14 protein-coding genes and 1 pseudogene are annotated in these 17,290 nt (G+C 68.4%); 9 read left to right on the top strand and 6 right to left on the bottom strand.

Going from position 1 to position 17,290, the window contains the following annotated elements; translation table 11 throughout:
- The first annotated feature begins 158 nt into the window (after positions 1-158).
- The 3 genes and pseudogenes from U3653_RS26490 (at position 159) to U3653_RS26480 (ending at position 4,269) form a co-directional block, all read left to right on the top strand.
- On the top strand, positions 159-1,508 hold the full coding sequence (locus tag U3653_RS26490; protein WP_195082774.1) for a diguanylate cyclase domain-containing protein: 1,350 nt from the start codon (positions 159-161) through the stop codon (positions 1,506-1,508).
- Between the two features lie 7 nt (positions 1,509-1,515).
- Positions 1,516-1,800 (top strand): annotated as a pseudogene (locus U3653_RS26485) (antibiotic biosynthesis monooxygenase family protein); the annotation flags it as partial.
- A gap of 171 nt (positions 1,801-1,971) precedes the next feature.
- Positions 1,972-4,269 carry a HelD family protein gene (locus U3653_RS26480; protein WP_195082772.1) on the top strand — a complete coding sequence of 766 codons (2,298 nt, stop codon included), beginning with the start codon at positions 1,972-1,974 and terminating at the stop codon, positions 4,267-4,269.
- 82 nt (positions 4,270-4,351) lie between these two features.
- Here the strand turns inward: U3653_RS26480 and U3653_RS26475 are convergent, their stop codons facing one another.
- The 3 genes from U3653_RS26475 to U3653_RS26465 form a co-directional block, all read right to left on the bottom strand.
- Positions 4,352-4,804 (bottom strand): universal stress protein, encoded by a 453-nt coding sequence (locus U3653_RS26475; protein ID WP_067808321.1) that lies wholly within the window; start codon positions 4,802-4,804, stop codon positions 4,352-4,354.
- Positions 4,805-5,292: 488 nt separating this feature from the next.
- Positions 5,293-5,706: a DoxX family protein gene (locus tag U3653_RS26470; protein ID WP_195082771.1), complete on the bottom strand. Its 414-nt coding sequence runs from the start codon at positions 5,704-5,706 to the stop codon at positions 5,293-5,295.
- A gap of 28 nt (positions 5,707-5,734) precedes the next feature.
- Positions 5,735-6,634 carry a DUF6597 domain-containing transcriptional factor gene (locus U3653_RS26465; RefSeq protein ID WP_195082770.1) on the bottom strand — a complete coding sequence of 300 codons (900 nt, stop codon included), beginning with the start codon at positions 6,632-6,634 and terminating at the stop codon, positions 5,735-5,737.
- A 52-nt stretch (positions 6,635-6,686) separates the two neighbouring features.
- Here U3653_RS26465 and U3653_RS26460 point away from each other — a divergent pair, with 52 nt between their 5' ends.
- Positions 6,687-7,157, top strand: coding sequence for a VOC family protein (locus U3653_RS26460; protein WP_195082769.1), 471 nt, complete (start codon positions 6,687-6,689; stop codon positions 7,155-7,157).
- A gap of 65 nt (positions 7,158-7,222) precedes the next feature.
- Here the strand turns inward: U3653_RS26460 and uvrB are convergent, their stop codons facing one another.
- The gene (gene uvrB, locus U3653_RS26455) at positions 7,223-9,412 is read right to left on the bottom strand and encodes an excinuclease ABC subunit UvrB (protein ID WP_323124486.1); all 2,190 of its coding nucleotides are present in this window, start codon (positions 9,410-9,412) and stop codon (positions 7,223-7,225) included.
- A gap of 499 nt (positions 9,413-9,911) precedes the next feature.
- Here uvrB and U3653_RS26450 point away from each other — a divergent pair, with 499 nt between their 5' ends.
- Positions 9,912-10,565, top strand: coding sequence for a ribonuclease FAU-1 family protein (locus U3653_RS26450; protein ID WP_323124487.1), 654 nt, complete (start codon positions 9,912-9,914; stop codon positions 10,563-10,565).
- Positions 10,566-10,622: 57 nt separating this feature from the next.
- Positions 10,623-11,147: a ribonuclease FAU-1 family protein gene (locus U3653_RS26445; protein ID WP_067808328.1), complete on the top strand. Its 525-nt coding sequence runs from the start codon at positions 10,623-10,625 to the stop codon at positions 11,145-11,147.
- Between the two features lie 46 nt (positions 11,148-11,193).
- Here U3653_RS26445 and coaE read toward each other — a convergent pair whose 3' ends face one another.
- Positions 11,194-12,405, bottom strand: coding sequence for a dephospho-CoA kinase (gene coaE / locus U3653_RS26440; RefSeq protein ID WP_195082768.1), 1,212 nt, complete (start codon positions 12,403-12,405; stop codon positions 11,194-11,196).
- A gap of 1,540 nt (positions 12,406-13,945) precedes the next feature.
- On the opposite strand from coaE, the gene U3653_RS26435 reads away from it, so the two are divergent.
- From U3653_RS26435 to U3653_RS26425, 3 genes are all read left to right on the top strand, one after another.
- Positions 13,946-14,557, top strand: a complete 612-nt coding sequence (locus tag U3653_RS26435) for a TetR/AcrR family transcriptional regulator (RefSeq protein WP_195082767.1) — start codon at positions 13,946-13,948, stop codon at positions 14,555-14,557.
- Positions 14,558-14,738: 181 nt separating this feature from the next.
- Entirely contained in the window at positions 14,739-14,924 is a 186-nt protein-coding gene (locus U3653_RS26430; RefSeq protein WP_323124488.1) for an NAD(P)-dependent oxidoreductase, read from the top strand.
- Positions 14,925-15,114: 190 nt separating this feature from the next.
- Positions 15,115-15,615 carry a hypothetical protein gene (locus U3653_RS26425; protein ID WP_195082766.1) on the top strand — a complete coding sequence of 167 codons (501 nt, stop codon included), beginning with the start codon at positions 15,115-15,117 and terminating at the stop codon, positions 15,613-15,615.
- A gap of 71 nt (positions 15,616-15,686) precedes the next feature.
- On the opposite strand, the gene rpsA is transcribed toward U3653_RS26425, so the two are convergent.
- The gene (gene rpsA, locus U3653_RS26420) at positions 15,687-17,153 is read right to left on the bottom strand and encodes a 30S ribosomal protein S1 (RefSeq protein WP_195082765.1); all 1,467 of its coding nucleotides are present in this window, start codon (positions 17,151-17,153) and stop codon (positions 15,687-15,689) included.
- Positions 17,154-17,290: the final 137 nt, after the last annotated feature.

The raw sequence follows: 17,290 nt of genomic DNA, 5'->3' as shown, positions 1-17,290 counted from the left end.
GCAGAAACCGGTTTCTGCCATGATCGCCGGATCCGGCCCGAGAACGTGCCAGTACTGTGATCGAAGCAATAGCGTGGAGGATGTGATCTTGTCCACGTCGATACCAGAATAATCCCGTGTTCCAATGGCCATAATGGGGTCGATGATCGGGGGTTCGAGTGGGTGACGACAAGCTGGCCGCCGCGGTCGACGCCGCCGAACAGCTGGCCGCGCGCTACCGCTCTCTGGTCGAGCACACTCCGGACGGGATCTGCGTGCACGAGCGCGGCCGGGTGGTCTACGTCAACCCGGCCACCGTCCGGATGCTCGCCGCGGAGGACGCCGAGGAGATCATCGGCCGTCCGCTGACCGACTTCGTCCATCCCGCCTCCGTGCCCGCGATGCTCGACCGCATCAGCACCCTCACCACCGCAGGCGCGGCCTCGGTGCCGACCGAGATGACCTTGATGCGGGTGGACGGCGGCACCGTCCCGGTGGAGACGGTGTCGGTGCTGACCGCCTGGCACGACCACCTCGCCTATCAGGTGGTCATCCACGACCTCACCGCCCAGCGCCACGCCGAGGCCGCGCAGCGCAGGGCCGAGCACTACTTCACCACGGTGGTGTCCCAACTGGAGGAGGGCGTCGTGGTGATCGATCCGGAGGGCCGGATCGAGTCGATGAACCCGGCGGCCAAGCGCATCTTCGGCACCGAGGGACCCGACGGCATGGTCATCGGGCGCACGATCCAGTCGCTGCCGCTGGTGCTGCTGGACGCGAACGCCCAGCCGCTGCCGCCGAGCCGCCATCCGGTGGCGCGCACGCTGGCCACGGGCGAGACCATCACCGGCTATGTCTTCGGCGTCGACCGGGTGGACGGCCAGCGGCGCTGGCTGTCGGGCAGCAGCCGCCTGCTGAATCCGGGCGACCCGCGCTCGTCGGCGGTGTCCTCGTTCGCCGACATCACCGAATTCCGCGCCAGCAGAAGACAATTGGAATATCAGGCCACGCACGACTCGCTCACCGGCCTGGCCAATCGCTCGCTGATCCTGTCCCAGCTGGCCGCCGCGCTGGCCAGCACCGAGGAACTGCTGCCGGTGTCCACCGTGCTGTTCATCGACCTGGACGGGTTCAAGGCGATCAACGACACGCTCGGGCACGCCATCGGCGACACCGTGCTGCAGATCGTCGCCCAGCGCTTGCAGCGCGCGTTGCGCGGCGACGACATCGTCGGCAGGCTCGGCGGCGACGAGTTCCTGGTCCTGCTGTCCGGCCGCACCCGCCGCGTCGACATCGAGGCGCTGATGAACCGACTACGCTCCACCATGGCCGAGCCGATCATCGCGCGCGGGCACCGGATCGAGGTGAACGCCTCGATCGGCGTCACCGAACTCGAGGTGGGCGATCGGCGCAGCCCGGAAGCGGTGCTGCACGACGCAGACCTGGCGATGTACCGGGCGAAGCCGCCGGGGCGGCGGGAAGGCACCGTCACCAAGGGCCGCAGGCCCAACAGCACCCACGCGTCCTGAGCCCGCCGTGATCATCGAGCACGTACTGCTGCCGGTTCGCCCCGAACTCGCCGCCGATTTCGAAGCCGCCTTCGCCGCGGCGCGGCCGCTCATCGCGGGCATGCCCGGCTTCCGATCGCTGTCGCTGGCGCGCGGTGTCGAGTCGCCTGGCCGCTATCTGCTGCGCGTGGAATGGGAGAAGCTCGACGATCACGTCGTCGGATTCCGCGGCTCGCCGGAATATCAGCGCTGGAAGGACCTGCTGCACCACTTCTACGACCCGTTCCCGGTGGTCGAGCACTTCGCACCGGTGCAGCTCACCCCGCCCGCCGACCGAGTCCCCACCCCGGAGCCGGGGGCCTCACCTGCGGTTACGGCGAGCCCGTCGCAACCCCAGTAGACTCGACAACTCTGCTTTCCATGCGTGCACCCGCCCGGTCCCGGCGGCGTGCTCGCGCCTGTTCGCGGTGACAAGGAGTTCAGTTTGCCCGACCTCACTCAGGACCGTGCCGCAGGCGGCGGCGCCCCCGAGCGGACCCGCGAAACCGAGCAGGAGCAGGCCTACCTGTCGGTACTGTACGAGCGGCTCGACGAGATGCGCGACTACGCGCGCAACCGGCTGCGCACCGTGCTGCTGGAAACCGGCGGCACCCCGCAGGCCCGCAGCGAACGCGAGTCGTTCACCCAGCTCTACTCCGAGGACCTGGCGAAGTACGACGCCGCGGAGCACGGACTGTGTTTCGGACGCATCGACCTCGACGGGGAGCAGGACGAGTACCGCTACATCGGCAGGCTCGGCATCCTCGACGAGAAGGACGACTACGAGAGCCTGCTGCTGGACTGGCGGGCCCCGCTGGCGCGGCCGTTCTACCTGGCCACCACCGCCGCGCCGGACGGGGTGACCCGGCGCAGGCACATCCGCTCGCGCAACCGCAAGGTCACCGCGATCAACGACGAGTATCTCGATCTCGACGCCGCGCGCCGGGCGGGCGTCACCGACGCCGACGGCGGTGTCGGCAGCGAGAGCGCGCTGCTGTCCGCGCTCAACGCCGCGCGCACCGGCCACATGAACGACATCGTCGAGACCATCCAGCACGAGCAGGACGCGATCATCCGCTCCGAGCACAAGAGCGTGCTCGTGGTGCAGGGCGGGCCAGGCACCGGCAAGACCGCCGTGGCGCTGCACCGCGCGGCGTATCTGCTCTACACCTACCGGCAGCAGCTGGCCAAGAGCGGCGTGCTGATCATCGGTCCGAACGCCACCTTCCTCGACTACATCGGGCAGGTGCTGCCGTCACTCGGCGAGACCGGCGTGCTGCTGTCCACCATCGGCGATCTCTATCCCGGTGTGCGGGCCTCCCGCGAGGACTCGCTGCGCGCGGGTGAGATCAAGGGGGCGCTGACCATCCTCGAGGTGCTCAAGCAGGCAGTGCGCGACCGTCAGGAGGTGCCCGCCGAACCGATCCGGTTGAGCTTCGACGGGTATCCGGTGACGTTGGATCGCAAGATCGCCACCAAGGCCCGCGGCCGCGCGCGCTCCTCGCGCCGCCCGCACAATCTGGCCCGCCCGATCTTCGCCGCCTCGGTGATCGATGCGCTGACCGATCAGCTCGCCGCGACCATGGGCGCCGACCTCTCCGGCGGGCCGAGTCTGCTCAGTTCGGCCGATTTGACCGAGATCCGCGACGAGATGCGCGCCGACCCGCAGATCCAGGCCGCGATCGCGAAACTGTGGCCGATCCTGTCCCCGCAGGAGGTCTTGGCCGACCTGCTCGCCGACCCGAAACGGCTGGACCGGGCCGCGAGTTCGCTCGACCCGGCCGACCGCGCCGAACTGCTCCGGCCGGACGACGGCCGGTTCAGTCCGGCGGACGCGCCACTGCTGGACGAGCTGGCCGAACTGCTCGGCGTTGACGACACCGAGGAACGCGAACGCGCCCGGCGCCGCTGGCGCGCCCAGATCGCCGAGGCGCAGGACGCCCTCGACATCCTCACCGGCTCCGCGCCCCAGGATCTGGAGGACGACCTCGATCCCGAGATCCTGATGGCCTACGACCTGATCGACGCCAGCCAGCTGGCCGAACGCCAGGACTTCCGCGCCCGCCAGACCACCGCGGAGCGCGCCGCGGGCGATCGCACCTGGACCTACGGCCACGTGATCGTGGACGAGGCGCAGGAACTGTCGGAGATGGCCTGGCGGATGGTGATGCGGCGCATCCCGAACCGATGGGTCACCGTGGTCGGCGACGTGGCGCAGACCGGCGACCCGGCGGGCACGTCGTCGTGGCAGCGGATGCTGGAGCCCTATGTCGCCGCCCGGTGGAAGCTGACCGAGCTCACCGTCAACTACCGCACCCCCGCGGAGATCATGGACATCGCCGCCGACGTCCTCGCCGCCATCGATCCGGCGGCGACCGCGCCGCGCTCGGTCCGCGAGACCGGCGTCGCGCCGCGCGCGCACCGGGTCGAGCCCGGCGCCGTGCACGCGGAGGTCGCCCGGCTGGTCGCCGCCGAGACCGGACCGGGCACCACAGCGGTGATCGCGCCGCAGGCGCTGGTGGCCCAGCTGGCCGACCTCGCCGGGGAATCGGTGCGGGTGCTGACCGTGCACGAGGTGAAGGGCTTGGAGTTCGACGCGGTGTACCTGGTGGAACCGCAGGGCATCCTCGACGAATCGCCACGCGGACTCAACGATCTGTACGTCGCGCTGACCCGCGCCACCCAGCGGCTCGGCGTCGTGCACAGCGCGGATCTGCCGGGCGTGCTCTCCCGGCTGCGCTGAGAAGCGGAGGCATCGAACGACGAAGGCTCCGTGCGACAGCGCGATTCGCGATGCGGCACGGAGCCTTTCGGCCGAGGCGGGGTCAGCGCACGGTGTGCACGATCAGCACGTCGGAGCGCGACTTGCGCGCCACATCGGAGGGCACCGAGCCGAGCAGACGTCCGGCCAGGGTGTTCAGGCCCCGGTTACCGACGACCAGCAGGTCGGCGTCGACCTCCTTGACCAGCGACAGCAGCGATTCCACCGGCTCGCCCACGATGGCGCGCTCGACGATGTCGGCCGCGCCTGCCGCGATCGCCTTGTCCCTGGCGATGCGCAGGATCTCGTTGGTCGGCGCGGAACCGCGTACCTGGTAGGCCTCCTCCTTGAGTACGTCGGCCGCGGCGGCGACGTCGCGGTCGTCGGTCGGGTAGTACGCGCAGGCCACGACCAGGGTCGCGCCGGACACACCGGCAAGGGCCCCTGCCTTCTCGACGGCGACATACGACGAGTCCGAGCCATCGGTACCGACGACAATGGTCCGGTAGGCGGTCATGCTCTCCTCCAACTATGCGGTAGGTCGGGTGCCGCGGGCGGGTCGGTCCGGGTTCGGCCGGGCGTCGGCGCGGCGACTGCGCTCGACCATAGCGGCAATCGGTGTGGAAATTTCAGAAATCGCAAGACATCACACTCGGGGCCTGCGACCATTCCCGCGGCGGATTCGCCGAGGAATGCCGGAAAGGGCCGGACCAACCAGGGCATACGCAATTCCGGAGAACTAAACCTGTGATGTGCCACAACGGCATTCAACCGCTTTGCCGCCCTGGGATATTCATCACAGCGCCAGGTCCGTCACACGCGGATCGCCCTGCCCGGGGCGGGAATCGCACGGCGGGAACGCCACGATCGGGCCCGGCCCACCGTCCGGCCGAGGCCACTGCCGATCGTTTGCCCAGAATATGCCGAGAATCCCTCCGACGATGTCGCCGGCTTCTTCTTCCCGCGGTGAAAAGGGCCGCGCAATATCAGCTCGCGAGGTGCGGACTAGAGGTCGAAAAGCGGCCCGGTGATGGTCAATCCGAGTTCGTCGACGTGCGCGAAGAACGCGAACAGCATCAGCGAGGCGCCCGCAAGGGCGACGTCCTTGTTGAAATGGATCATCTCGCCCTGCCTGGTCTGCGGGTCGGACTCCTGCCAGAACCGGTGCATCACGAGCGCGGTCGGCAACAGCGCGACGACCAGCAGCAGCGAACCGAGGTCGGCCCAGATGCCCAGCAGCACGCTCAGGCCGCCCAAAAGAAACAGCACACCCGATCCGAACACGGCGGCCTTCGCCATCGGGACGCCTTTGCTCTGCGCATACCCCGCCATCGCCGCGGTCTGGGTGAAATGCCCCAGCGCGGAAGTCAGGAACAGCAGCGCGAACAACACCCGTCCGATCAACACCACGACGTCCATGTCCAGCTCCTTGTCGGCTGTCCGGCAACTACGCCCGCGTCGGGATGACCTTGGCGGTGACCTCGTTCCGGAGACGTAGCGAATTCTTGGCGTATTCCAGGGGTGCCATACCCACTTCCGCGGTGAACTCACGGGAGAAGTGGGCTTGGTCGAAATAGCCCAGTTCCGCGGCCAGCGCGGCGAGATCCTCGGTGCGGCCTTTCGCGAGCAGATCGGCGCCGTCCTGCAACCGATAACGCCGCAGCACCCATTTCGGCCCGGCTCCGACGTAGCGGCGGAACATGCGCTGCAGCGTGCGGGCGGGCACGTCGAACCGCTCGGCGATCTGGTCGACCCTGGTGAGTTCCTGGTCGGCGGCCATCGCGTCGATGACGCGCAGCACCAGCCGATAGGTCGGGTCCTCGACCGCGGGACGATCCGCGAGGTACTCCTCGACGACGCGGCGCCGCTCCTCGACGGTCGGCGCGTCCAGCACCCGTTCGGTCAAGCTTTCCGCGCCGGGCAGCACCTCGGCGACGGGTACGGCGCGATCGCGGAACGAGCCGACATCCAGGCCGGTGAACGCGCCGAACCCGCCCGCGCGGAAGCGGATGCCGAACGTCTCGCCGAGGCCGCTGAGTTCGCGGATGAATTTCGTGGTGGTCACGCCGTTGACGAAGCCGCCGGTGCGCGTCTCGGATCGCTCGAAGGTGACGTTCACACTCGGATAGGACAGGACCTCCGCCCGGTACGGCGGCCTGCCGCGCAGATCCCAGCCCACCGCCCAGTACCACTCGACGTAGCGGTCGACCGCGGGGCCCGGCGGTAAGCGGACTAGCCAGCGATGCCGCGCCTGCTCGTCCGGGTGCAGGATGCCCTTCGTGTCCGCGGGCGCGGGCGGATTGCGGGCCTGCGGCGGCTCGGCGGATGGTTCGGCGCTACTGGGCACGGTGTCGCTTTCTTACAAGACCCAGCGGCATGAACCGGCGAAAGTGGTGGCCATGACGAACACAGTGAATCCCATCGCCGACGGCTACCACTCGATCACCTGTTTCCTCGCGGTCGGCGACGGCAACAAAGCCATCGATTTCTACACCGCCGTTTTCGAGGCCGAGGTGATCACTCGCAACGACCTGCCCGACGGCCAGCCCGCGCACGCCGAACTGAAGATCGGCGACTCCACCCTGCAGTTGGGGATGCCCATCCCGGACAACGGCGTGCTGGCGCCGAACGGCGAGTGGGTGCACACCTCGATCGTGCACTACTGCCCCGACGTCGACGCGGTGGTGCGGCGCGCGGTCGAGCACGGCGCCCGCAAGGTCGAACAGCCGCAGACTTTCGTGACCGGCGACCGGTTCGGCGTGGTCATCGATCCCTTCGGTCACCGCTGGGCGGTGCTCACCAAGGTGGAGGACGTCTCGCGCGAAGAGGCCGAGCGCCGGGTGAACGAATGGCTGGCCACCCAAGCCTGACGGCCCGGCTGCCTCCGCGGCCGTTCGAGCAACGGCCCGCGGAGGCGGTGGCGCCGCGCGCCGGGTCAACTCAACCCGGCGGCGTCCATGCCGCGCAGTTCCTTCTTCAGATCCGCGATCTCGTCGCGCAACCGACCGGCGAGCTCGAACTGCAATTCCCGCGCCGCGTTCATCATCTGCGCGGTGAGTTCTTTGACCAGATCGGCGAGTTCGGCGCGCGGCATCGACTTGACGTCGCGGCCCTCGTACACACCCGCGCTCACCGCCCGTCCCGGCTCGCCTTGCGCGCGCCTGCCGCGGCTGGCGTTGCGACCGGAGCCGCCGACCTCCACCTCGGTCTCGTCGGCCTCGCGGTACACCTGATCGAGGATGTCGGCGATCTTCTTGCGCAGCGGCTTGGGATCGATGCCCATTTCCTCGTTGTAGGCGATCTGCTTCGCGCGGCGGCGCTCGGTCTCGTCGATGGCGAACTGCATCGAGTCGGTGATCTTGTCCGCGTACATGTGCACTTCGCCGGAGACGTTGCGCGCCGCGCGGCCGATCGTCTGGATCAGCGCGGTGGTGCTGCGGAGGAAGCCTTCCTTGTCCGCGTCCAGGATCGCCACCAGCGAGACTTCGGGCAGGTCGAGACCCTCACGCAGCAGGTTGATGCCCACCAGAACGTCGTATTCGCCGAGCCGCAGCTGCCGCAGCAGCTCGACGCGGCGCAATGTGTCGATCTCTGAGTGCAGGTAGCGCACCCGGACGCCGAGCCCGAGCAGGTAGTCGGTGAGGTCCTCGGCCATCTTCTTCGTCAGCGTGGTGACCAGCACCCGCTCGTCGCGCTCGGTGCGCTGCCTGATCTCGTGGATCAGATCGTCGATCTGCCCCTTCGTCGGCTTCACCACGACCTTCGGGTCGACCAAGCCGGTCGGCCGGATGACCTGCTCGACCACCTCGCCGCCGGTCTGCCCGAGTTCGTACGGACCCGGGGTGGCCGACAGGTACACCGTCTGCCCGATCCGGTCGGCGAATTCCTCCCAGGTCAGCGGCCGGTTGTCCACCGCGGACGGCAACCGGAAGCCGTATTCCACCAGGTTGCGCTTGCGCGACATGTCGCCCTCGTACATGCCGCCGATCTGCGGCACGGTGTTGTGCGACTCGTCGATGACGAGCAGGAAGTCCTCCGGGAAGTAGTCCAGCAGCGTCGCGGGCGCCGAACCGGGCGGGCGGCCGTCGATGTGGCGCGAGTAGTTCTCGATGCCGGAGCAGAACCCGACCTGACGGATCATCTCCAGGTCGTACTGGGTGCGCATGCGCAGCCGTTGCGCCTCGAGCAACTTGCCCTGGCGCTCCAGCTCGGCGAGCCGCTCCTCCAGCTCGGCCTCGATGTCGCGCACCGCGCGCTCCAGCCGCTCCGGACCCGCCACGTAGTGAGTGGCGGGGAAGATGCGCAGCATGTCCACTTGGCGGACCACGTCGCCGGTGAGCGGGTGCAGGTAGTACAGCGCCTCGATCTCGTCGCCGAAGAACTCGATGCGGACGGCGAGTTCCTCGTAGGACGGGATGATCTCCACGGTGTCGCCGCGCACCCGGAACGAACCGCGGGTGAACGCCATGTCGTTGCGGGTGTATTGCACGTCGACCAGCAGCCGCAGCAGCGCGTCCCGATCTATCTCGGTGCCGACCTGCAGCTGCACCGACCGATCGAGGTACGACTGCGGCGTGCCGAGGCCGTAGATGCACGACACCGACGCGACCACCACCACGTCGCGCCGGGACAGCAGGCTCGAGGTCGCCGAATGGCGCAACCGCTCGACGTCGTCGTTGATCGAGCTGTCCTTCTCGATATAGGTGTCGGTCTGCGCGATGTACGCCTCGGGTTGGTAGTAGTCGTAGTAGGAGACGAAGTACTCGACGGCGTTGTTCGGCAGCATCTCGCGCAGTTCGTTGGCCAGCTGGGCGGCGAGCGTCTTGTTCGGCGCCATCACCAGCGTCGGCCGCTGCAACCGCTCGATCAGCCAGGCCGTGGTGGCCGACTTGCCCGTACCGGTGGCGCCGAGCAGCACCACGTCGCGCTCCCCCGCTTTGATCCTGCGCTCCAGCTCGGCGATCGCGGCGGGCTGGTCGCCCGCGGGCTTGTGCTCGCTGACCACCTCGAACCGACCGCCGACGCGCTCGATCTCGCCGACCGGGCGGAACTCCGAGTGCGCGAGCGGCTGCTCGGCGGCCCGGTCCTCGAAGCCCTCCGCCGGAATCTCGGTTGCGAATGCCATGCTCACCAGCGTAGGCCCACCCACCGACAGGTTCGGCGGGGACGACGGGCCCGTACGAGCAGGCCGATGCCACCCACATCAGCTATGTGAAACCGATCACAGCACGGACGGTCCGCTACCGATCGGTCATCGAGCGCCAGCAGTTCACGCCGACGCGAAACCGCCCGGAGATGACGAGCAACCAGTACGTCTTCGAGAAGGCATGGGATAGGCGACGCCGCTCGGTGGGTACACCGAATGCGAGCCTTCGCAATCACTTTCGACCCAAACGGCCCGAGCCGGCTCCGATCGCTCTCGGCGGCAGGGAGTTCGGCGGCCCGCCCACGCGCAACCGGGTCCTCACAGTCGCGTCACGCCCGCTCGGCGCGAACGGTTACATGTCCGAAATGTCCGTTGCGGCAACAGGTTTCGTGTCGGCGAACAGCTTATCGCGAACCGCGCGAGCGCCCGGACCCAGGTGTACCCTGATCTGGTTGTTCGGACGTGAAGGACAAGAGCCATGAGCGGTCTGATTCCATTACTCGTCGCCGTGCCTGCCGTGACCGGCCTCGCCGGGTACGTCGCCAGGGACATCCGCGCGGCGGTTCCCTCCGTCGCGGGCGCCGCCACGGCCGCCCCACCCGGGCCGATCGCCGCGCTCGGTAGACCGGCGCCGCACCGGCCGAGAGTGGAGTTCTTCAATCTGGCCGAACTCAGCAACACCGACGCCAAGGGCTTCGTCCGCCCGGTCGAACGCTTCCACGTCGAGCCGTGGGGCCTCTACATGGCACGCCGGGTCGGCGGACCGGATTCGCACTACCTCGAATCCTGGTTGCTGCCCGGACTCTCGTTGCGCGCGACGCTGGCGAGGACCAACCCGGCACACCACAGGGAACCGGTCTACCGGCTCGACGTCGGCGAGTTCACCCGGGTCGGCCAGAAGCGCTGGAAGGCGGTGGACCAGTATCTGTCCATCGCCGTGCGCCGCGGCGGCACCGCCGAACTCCTCGGCGTCGACGAGCTGCTCGCGGCACATGCCGCGGGACTGGTCGACACGGCGCAGGCGCACCGCGCGTTCGAACGGGCCACGGCCGTGCTGGACGGGCTGGCCGCCCACGATCACCGCGTGGAGAGCTGGCTCGCCGCCAACGGCATCATCCTCACCTGGATGTAGCCCGCGGATTACTGCCTCCGGCTCGACGCGTCGGCGACGGCGGTAGATTCTTGATGCATGACGCAGGCACCCATCGTCGACGTGCACCGGCCCAAAGTCGAGTACTTCAATCTCGCGGATCTGACGAACACCGATCCGAAGGGTTTCGTGCGCCCGGTCGAGAAGTACCACGTCGAGCCATGGGGTCTGTACATGGCGCGCACCTCGGATCACCCGCAGTTCCACTACATCGAGTCCTGGTTGCTGCCGAAGCTGCACCTGCGCGCGACCATCTTCCACTACCTGCCCGCGCATCGGCGCGACCAGGACTACTACCTCGACATCGGTGATTTCACACCGGTCGCACCGAAGAAGTGGAAGTCCGTCGATCACTACCTCGACATCGTGGTGCGCTCCGCACGCGAGACCCAGCTGCTCGACGTCGACGAGCTGATCGCCGCGCATGCCGCGGGCCTGATCGGTCTCGCCGACGCCGAGGCGGCCGTGCAGCACGCGACGGCCGCCATCGACGGCATCGCCGCCAACGGCCACACCTTCGAGGGCTGGCTCGAGACGATGGACATCACCTTGACGTGGCTGTAGTCCGCATCGGCGCGCACCGGGCCGGGTCGGCGCGGAGGACGGCCGGCTAGCCGGCCGAGGATTCCCGCCAGGCGAGCGCCCGTGGATACGCGGCATCGAACCAGGGTTCCTTGACGCCGAGATAGGCCACGGTCGCCTCCGCGCCCGTCAGCCCCGCCGCCTTGGCCTCACCCTCGCGCTTGACGGCGAGGTACTCCGCGCGGGCTCCGGCGTCGGCGCGCAGCCAGTCGCGCAGCAGCAGCGCGTACTGCTGGCCGGGGGAGCCATCGACGCGCACGTGCACGTTGGCCAACCGCCCGGGGTCGGCGCTCTGGTGGAAGCGCTTGCTCCACAGCGCGGTGTTCACGCCGGCCGGGTCCTGCGGCGTCGGCTTGGGGTTGTCCTGGGTGGCCTCCGGCCGCGCCGGGAACCCGGCGGCGGCGATGGCATCGCGCAAGCCGTCGGCGGCGGCGAGGTCGGCGACCGTGATCTGCAGATCGATCACATCCTTGGCGGGCAGCCCCGGCACGGAGGTGGAACCGACGTGGTCGATCCGCGCGGCGGCGGCGCCGCAGGCCACCCACAGCCGGGCGATCAGCCGCTGCGCCTGCGCGGACCACTCGGGATCCGCGGGCACCAGCCGGATGTCACCGCGGCGGGCGGGGGTGCCCGCACGCAGGTTGCGCTCGAACGGCACCAGACGCTCTGTCCACAGCCTGCGCACCTCCGCTTCCACCGCACCCGGCGCTCCACTGTTGTCCAGCAACACATCGGCGACGGCTCGGCGCTGGTCGTCGGTCGCCTGCGCCGAGATACGCGCCCGCGCATCCGCTTCCGCGACGCCGCGAAATTCCACCAAACGGCGAATGCGCGTTTCGGCGTCCACATCGACGATCAGCACGAGATTCATCAACGGCGCCAGGCCGTTTTCCACCAGAAGCGGAATATCCTGCACCACAATCGCGTCCGCGGGCGCCGCGGCGATCAATTCCGCGGTGCGTTTTCCGACGAGCGGGTGGGTGATCGAATTGAGCTTCGCGCGCGCCGCGTCGTCGCCGAAGGCCTTGGCCGCGAGGGCGGGCCGGTCGAGGCTGCCGTCCGCGGCGAGGATGTCGGCGCCGAACGCCTCCACCAGCGCGGCCAGCCCTTCGGTGCCCGGCTCGACCACCTCCCTGGCGATGAGGTCGGAATCGATGACCACCGCGCCCAGGTCGGCCAGGGCCCGAGCCACCGTCGACTTCCCCGCTCCCATGCCTCCGGTGAGGCCGATTCGTAACATTCGCCCAGTCTCGCATCCGCGCCGCCCGCGGGCCCGCGCCGCCCCGAGCGCGTCGCAGGCCGACCCGACCGGCCGCCGCGGCCGGCGCCGGGCAATCCGACCGATTACCCGATGCGCTCGCGTATTCCACCGCCCGGGAAGCCATTTGCCCGTTCCGTGACAGCGCCGAGACCGATTCGCAACAATTTCGGATGTTTACGGTTCGTCGGCGGCAACTTTCCGACACGCCGAGGCAATTACTCGGGCAAAATACTCTGCCGAGCAGTTTCGTTCCGCTAATCTTCGCCGTGGCGATCCAGGCCGACACCAGCGAAGCAAAGGAACACCATTGGGCACCAGAATCAACCAGACGGGTCGCCACCGCCTGGGCATGGCGGGGCGAGTGCACTGCATTCAGATCCCTGCTGTCGCGGCGGCGCTCGCGGAGCACCGTCGCTCTTGGTTCACCGCGTTCATCAGTCCCGCGCGGCACAGTTTCGCTGCCATGCGGAACCGTCCGGCCGCACCCGCGGTCCGGTGGGTACCTGCTACCGCAAGCTGAACCCGAGCTCGACGTGGCCCAGCCTCTAGCCAAGGCTGGGCCACTGTTTTGCGTACCCACCGGGGGACGCGGTGCTCGGCACGGCAATCCGCCGAGCCGAATGTAAGTACAGTTGCAAGATCGTTCGCAGCGCGCCAGTGGGATCGGTTTCGCCGGAACTCGGCGTCGGCCGTACGCGAAACAGCGCCACTTCCGAGAACGCGAACTCGAAGCGGTCCGCATCACCCGGCGACTCCGGGAATATTCACCAGAGCACTCCGTCTGATCGCCGGCGACTCCCGCCTCGTCCACGGCAGACAATCCGCGCCGGGTTTCCATTTCCTGACCGCCAACGAAACAAGAGAAACACAGCAGCGATACCGCTTGCGATACCGCCGCATTCCCGCACGACTCCCGCCAAAAGAGCCATGCAGCTTCCAGAACCGATTCCCACCATTGCGGCCGAAGGAACATCGCGATTCATCGTCGGCCGACGCCTTTGGATTCTCGGCCATGGCGCACTTCCGGCTAACCGTCCGATCGAGCCTGCCTCGCAGGCCTCGGTCGCCGCTCAGGCCGATGCCACTCGTCGCAGCAGCCCGTACAGTTGCCTGCGCTCCGGCTCGTCCAGCACGGCCAGCGCGGGAACGCTGCCGAAGACCTCTCGATCCAGGGCTTCCCGAAGCTCTTCCCACGAGCGGTCAGGGTCAGCAGACGCGCGCGGCCATCGGTGAGGTGAACTTCCCCGCGCACCAAGCCCAACGCCTCCAAGCGGTCGACCATACCGGCGGTATTCGCGGTCTCGTCGCCGACCACCGGCCTCACGCAGAACGGCCTGATGGCCACCGGACTGGTGACGACGACCCAACAGCTCGGCGGCGCGTTCGGGCTCGGCGTGCTCGGCACCGTCGCCATCAGCCGGAGCACCGCGCTGCTCGAGTCAGGGAGTTCCGCCGAATCCGCACTGCGCCAGGGATTCCGGCGAGCTGAGCGGCACGGAGCGGCTTCGGCGAGCCACTTATGGATGCCCCGACCAGCCGAGCCCAGCAACGCCGTAATACCGAGAACCGGATCCTGGCGGCAGCGGGCCGGTTGTTCGCGGAGATCGGCTACGACCGAACCACCATCCGGGCCGTCGCGACGGAGGCGGACACCGACCCCAGCTTGGTGATGCGGTACTTCGGCTCGAAAGAGAACCTGTTCGCGCGCGTGGCGGTCTTCGCCGACGACCACCCGATCACCGGGACGCCTGAGCAGGTGACCGAACTCCTGCTCGACGCGCTCGCCATCAAGCTGGCGGACCGGCCGGTCAACACGCTGGCGGCGATCCGCTCGATGCTCACCCACCCCGATGCCGCCGACGAGGTACGCGCCGCCATGACGGCGCGGCAACGGGAAGCGGCCGGGCAACTCCCCGACGACGAGGCGGACCTGCGCGCCGGACTGCTCGGCGCCCTCACCATCGGCGTGGTGATCGGCCGCCATCTGCTCGAACTCGAAGGTCTGCGCGACGCGCCGCCGCAGCGCATCACCGCCTTGCTCCGCAACGCCTTCCACGACATCGCACACGGCCCCGCCGAGCCGGGCTCTGCCGCGAGCACACCACCGGCACGCGAGAGCGGCGATGACTGAGCTCCGACGCCGCTTCGGGGACGCGCCGAACCCCGGGCTAGAAACCGAGCGGACGAACCAAGTCGCGCATCGCGGCGCGGAACCGCACCCTCACCGGAGTCCTCGACGTTCCCGCGGACTACCCGCGGGTGGTACGTGCCCTACGCGACGCGTTGAACACCGACCGGCCGTCCAACCGCGATTGGACCTACCTGAGCCCTTCTCGGGGCGGATCAACCCCGGCGAGCGCACCGGCCGCTTCCGGATCGGCGGCGATCAGCTCCCGGCCGGCGGCGGGGACATCTCCGCCGAGGACGCGGCGGTCGCCCTCATCGATGAGGCCGAATTGCCCCGTTTCGTGCAGCACCGCTTCACCGTGGGCTACTAGACAACCGGTCGCGCCGAACAAGGTCGGTGCGCGGCCGAAGGAGCAGGCACGGCGCGATTTCTGTCGTACCCCTCCGGCACAATAGAGGATGTCGGACGTCGATCCGGTTGCGACGCAATGTAAACCCGCAACCCGAGAGATAGGGGTCACCATGCCCGACGCCCTCGCTTCGACATCCGACCGTCTCGCCGTGGATCACGAAGAACTCGTGGCCTTTGCGGCCGAGGTCGAGCGGCACCGTTCTCTGCTGCGTCCCGCCGCGGAGGACTACCGCGCCCGCGTGGCCCAGCGGATCGAGCATTTGGATCCGTCGGACCAAGAGCCGTTCCTGCGGCAGGCGGAGCAATCCGTCATGTCGCTGCTGATCGACCCGATCCGGGACAGCACACTGGATCTGGACGCCTATCGGGCGATCCGGGACGGCGCCCCCGTGCGGTTCGACGCCGAACGTCGCGCCTACGTCCTGCCTCGACCGGAGAGGGAACCGCTGGTGATCCGCCCCGGTATGGCGGAACATCGGCTGGGCGTCGTCGCCCGGCTGGCCTCGCTCGGGTTGCGGCTCGAGCAGATCCAGGTCGTCGCGCTCACCACGGCTCAGATGGTGGCGCCACACGAAGCGACCCGGCCGCCCGCTCCCGCGCCACGCGTACAACGCGGCACGACGAAAGCGTCGCGGCACGGGAACGCCTGAAGGGGGCTCACCGAAAACGACTGTGCCCCAACCGGGAATCGGTTGGGGCACAGTCGTTCAGCTGGTGCCGATCAGGCGTTGCCGGACAGCTTCTCGCGCAGAGCCGCCAGCTGGGCGTCGCTGGCCAGCGAACCGCCGGCGGGCTCGGCCTGGCCGGCGGAGGACTGCGAACCGCTCTCCGATGAGTAGTTCGACGCGCCGCCGCCGTTCGCGGCCTCGGCCGCGGCGTCGGCCGCCATCTTCTCCATCTGCGCGGTGTGCATCTTGTGGCGACGCTCCGCCTCGGCGTAGCGGCCTTCCCACTCCTCGCGCTGCTTGTCGAAGCCCTCGAGCCACTCGTTGGTGTCGGGGTCGAAGCCCTCGGGGAAGATGTAGTTGCCCTGCTCGTCGTAGCTGTCGGCCATGCCGTACTTCGACGGGTCGAACTCGGCGTGGTAGTCCTCGTTGGCCTGCTTGAGGCTCAGCGAGATCCGGCGACGCTCCAGGTCGATGTCGATGACCTTGACCATCGCGTCGTCGCCGACGGTCACGACCTGGTCCGGGACCTCCACGTGGCGCTCGGCCAGCTCGGAGATGTGCACCAGGCCCTCGATGCCCTCCTCGACGCGGACGAACGCGCCGAACGGAACGAGCTTGGTGACCTTGCCCGGCACGATCTGGCCGATCGCGTGGGTGCGGGCGAACTGACGCCACGGGTCTTCCTGGGTCGCCTTCAGCGACAGCGAGACGCGCTCGCGGTCCAGATCGACGTCGAGCACCTCGACGGTGACCTCGTTGCCGACCTCGACGACCTCGGACGGGTGGTCGATGTGCTTCCAGGACAGCTCGGAGACGTGCACCAGACCGTCGACGCCGCCGAGGTCGACGAAGGCGCCGAAGTTGACGATCGAGGAGACCACACCCTTGCGGACCTGGCCCTTCTGCAGCTGGTGCAGGAACTCGCTGCGCACCTCGGACTGGGTCTGCTCCAGCCAGGCGCGGCGGGAGAGCACGACGTTGTTGCGGTTCTTGTCCAGCTCGATGATCTTGGCCTCGATCTCCTTGCCGACGTACGGCTGGAGATCGCGGACGCGCCGCATCTCGACCAGCGACGCGGGCAGGAAGCCGCGCAGGCCGATGTCGAGGATCAGGCCGCCCTTGACGACCTCGATGACGGTGCCCTTGACGGCCTCGTCCTTCTCCTTGAGCTCCTCGATGGTGCCCCACGCACGCTCGTACTGCGCCCGCTTCTTCGACAGGATCAGGCGGCCTTCCTTGTCCTCCTTGGTGAGAACAAGGGCCTCGACCTCATCGCCCACGGAAACGACCTCGTTGGGGTCGACGTCGTGCTTGATGGAGAGTTCACGAGAGGGGATGACGCCTTCGGTCTTGTAACCGATGTCGAGCAGGACCTCGTCGCGATCGACCTTGACGATGGTTCCTTCGACGATGTCGCCGTCGTTGAAGTACTTGATCGTGGCGTCGATGGCGGCGAGGAAATCCTCGGCGGAGCCGATGTCGTTGACGGCTACCTGCGGCGAGGTGACGGTGGTGGGCATATGTCGGTTTGCTCCGGACGGATTGTGGTCGGTTGCGGACATTGGAACTTTCGGTACGCTGCGATCTCACCGCGAGGTGTGAAGACGGACACTAGGAACGTACCGCACGCGACGCGCGTGAAACTCAGCACGGGTTG

This window comes from Nocardia implantans, assembly GCF_035544775.1.
GTDB lineage: Bacteria > Actinomycetota > Actinomycetes > Mycobacteriales > Mycobacteriaceae > Nocardia > Nocardia implantans.
Note: the sequence above shows the minus strand (reverse complement) of the source record. Positions and strands in the feature narration are given on the sequence as shown.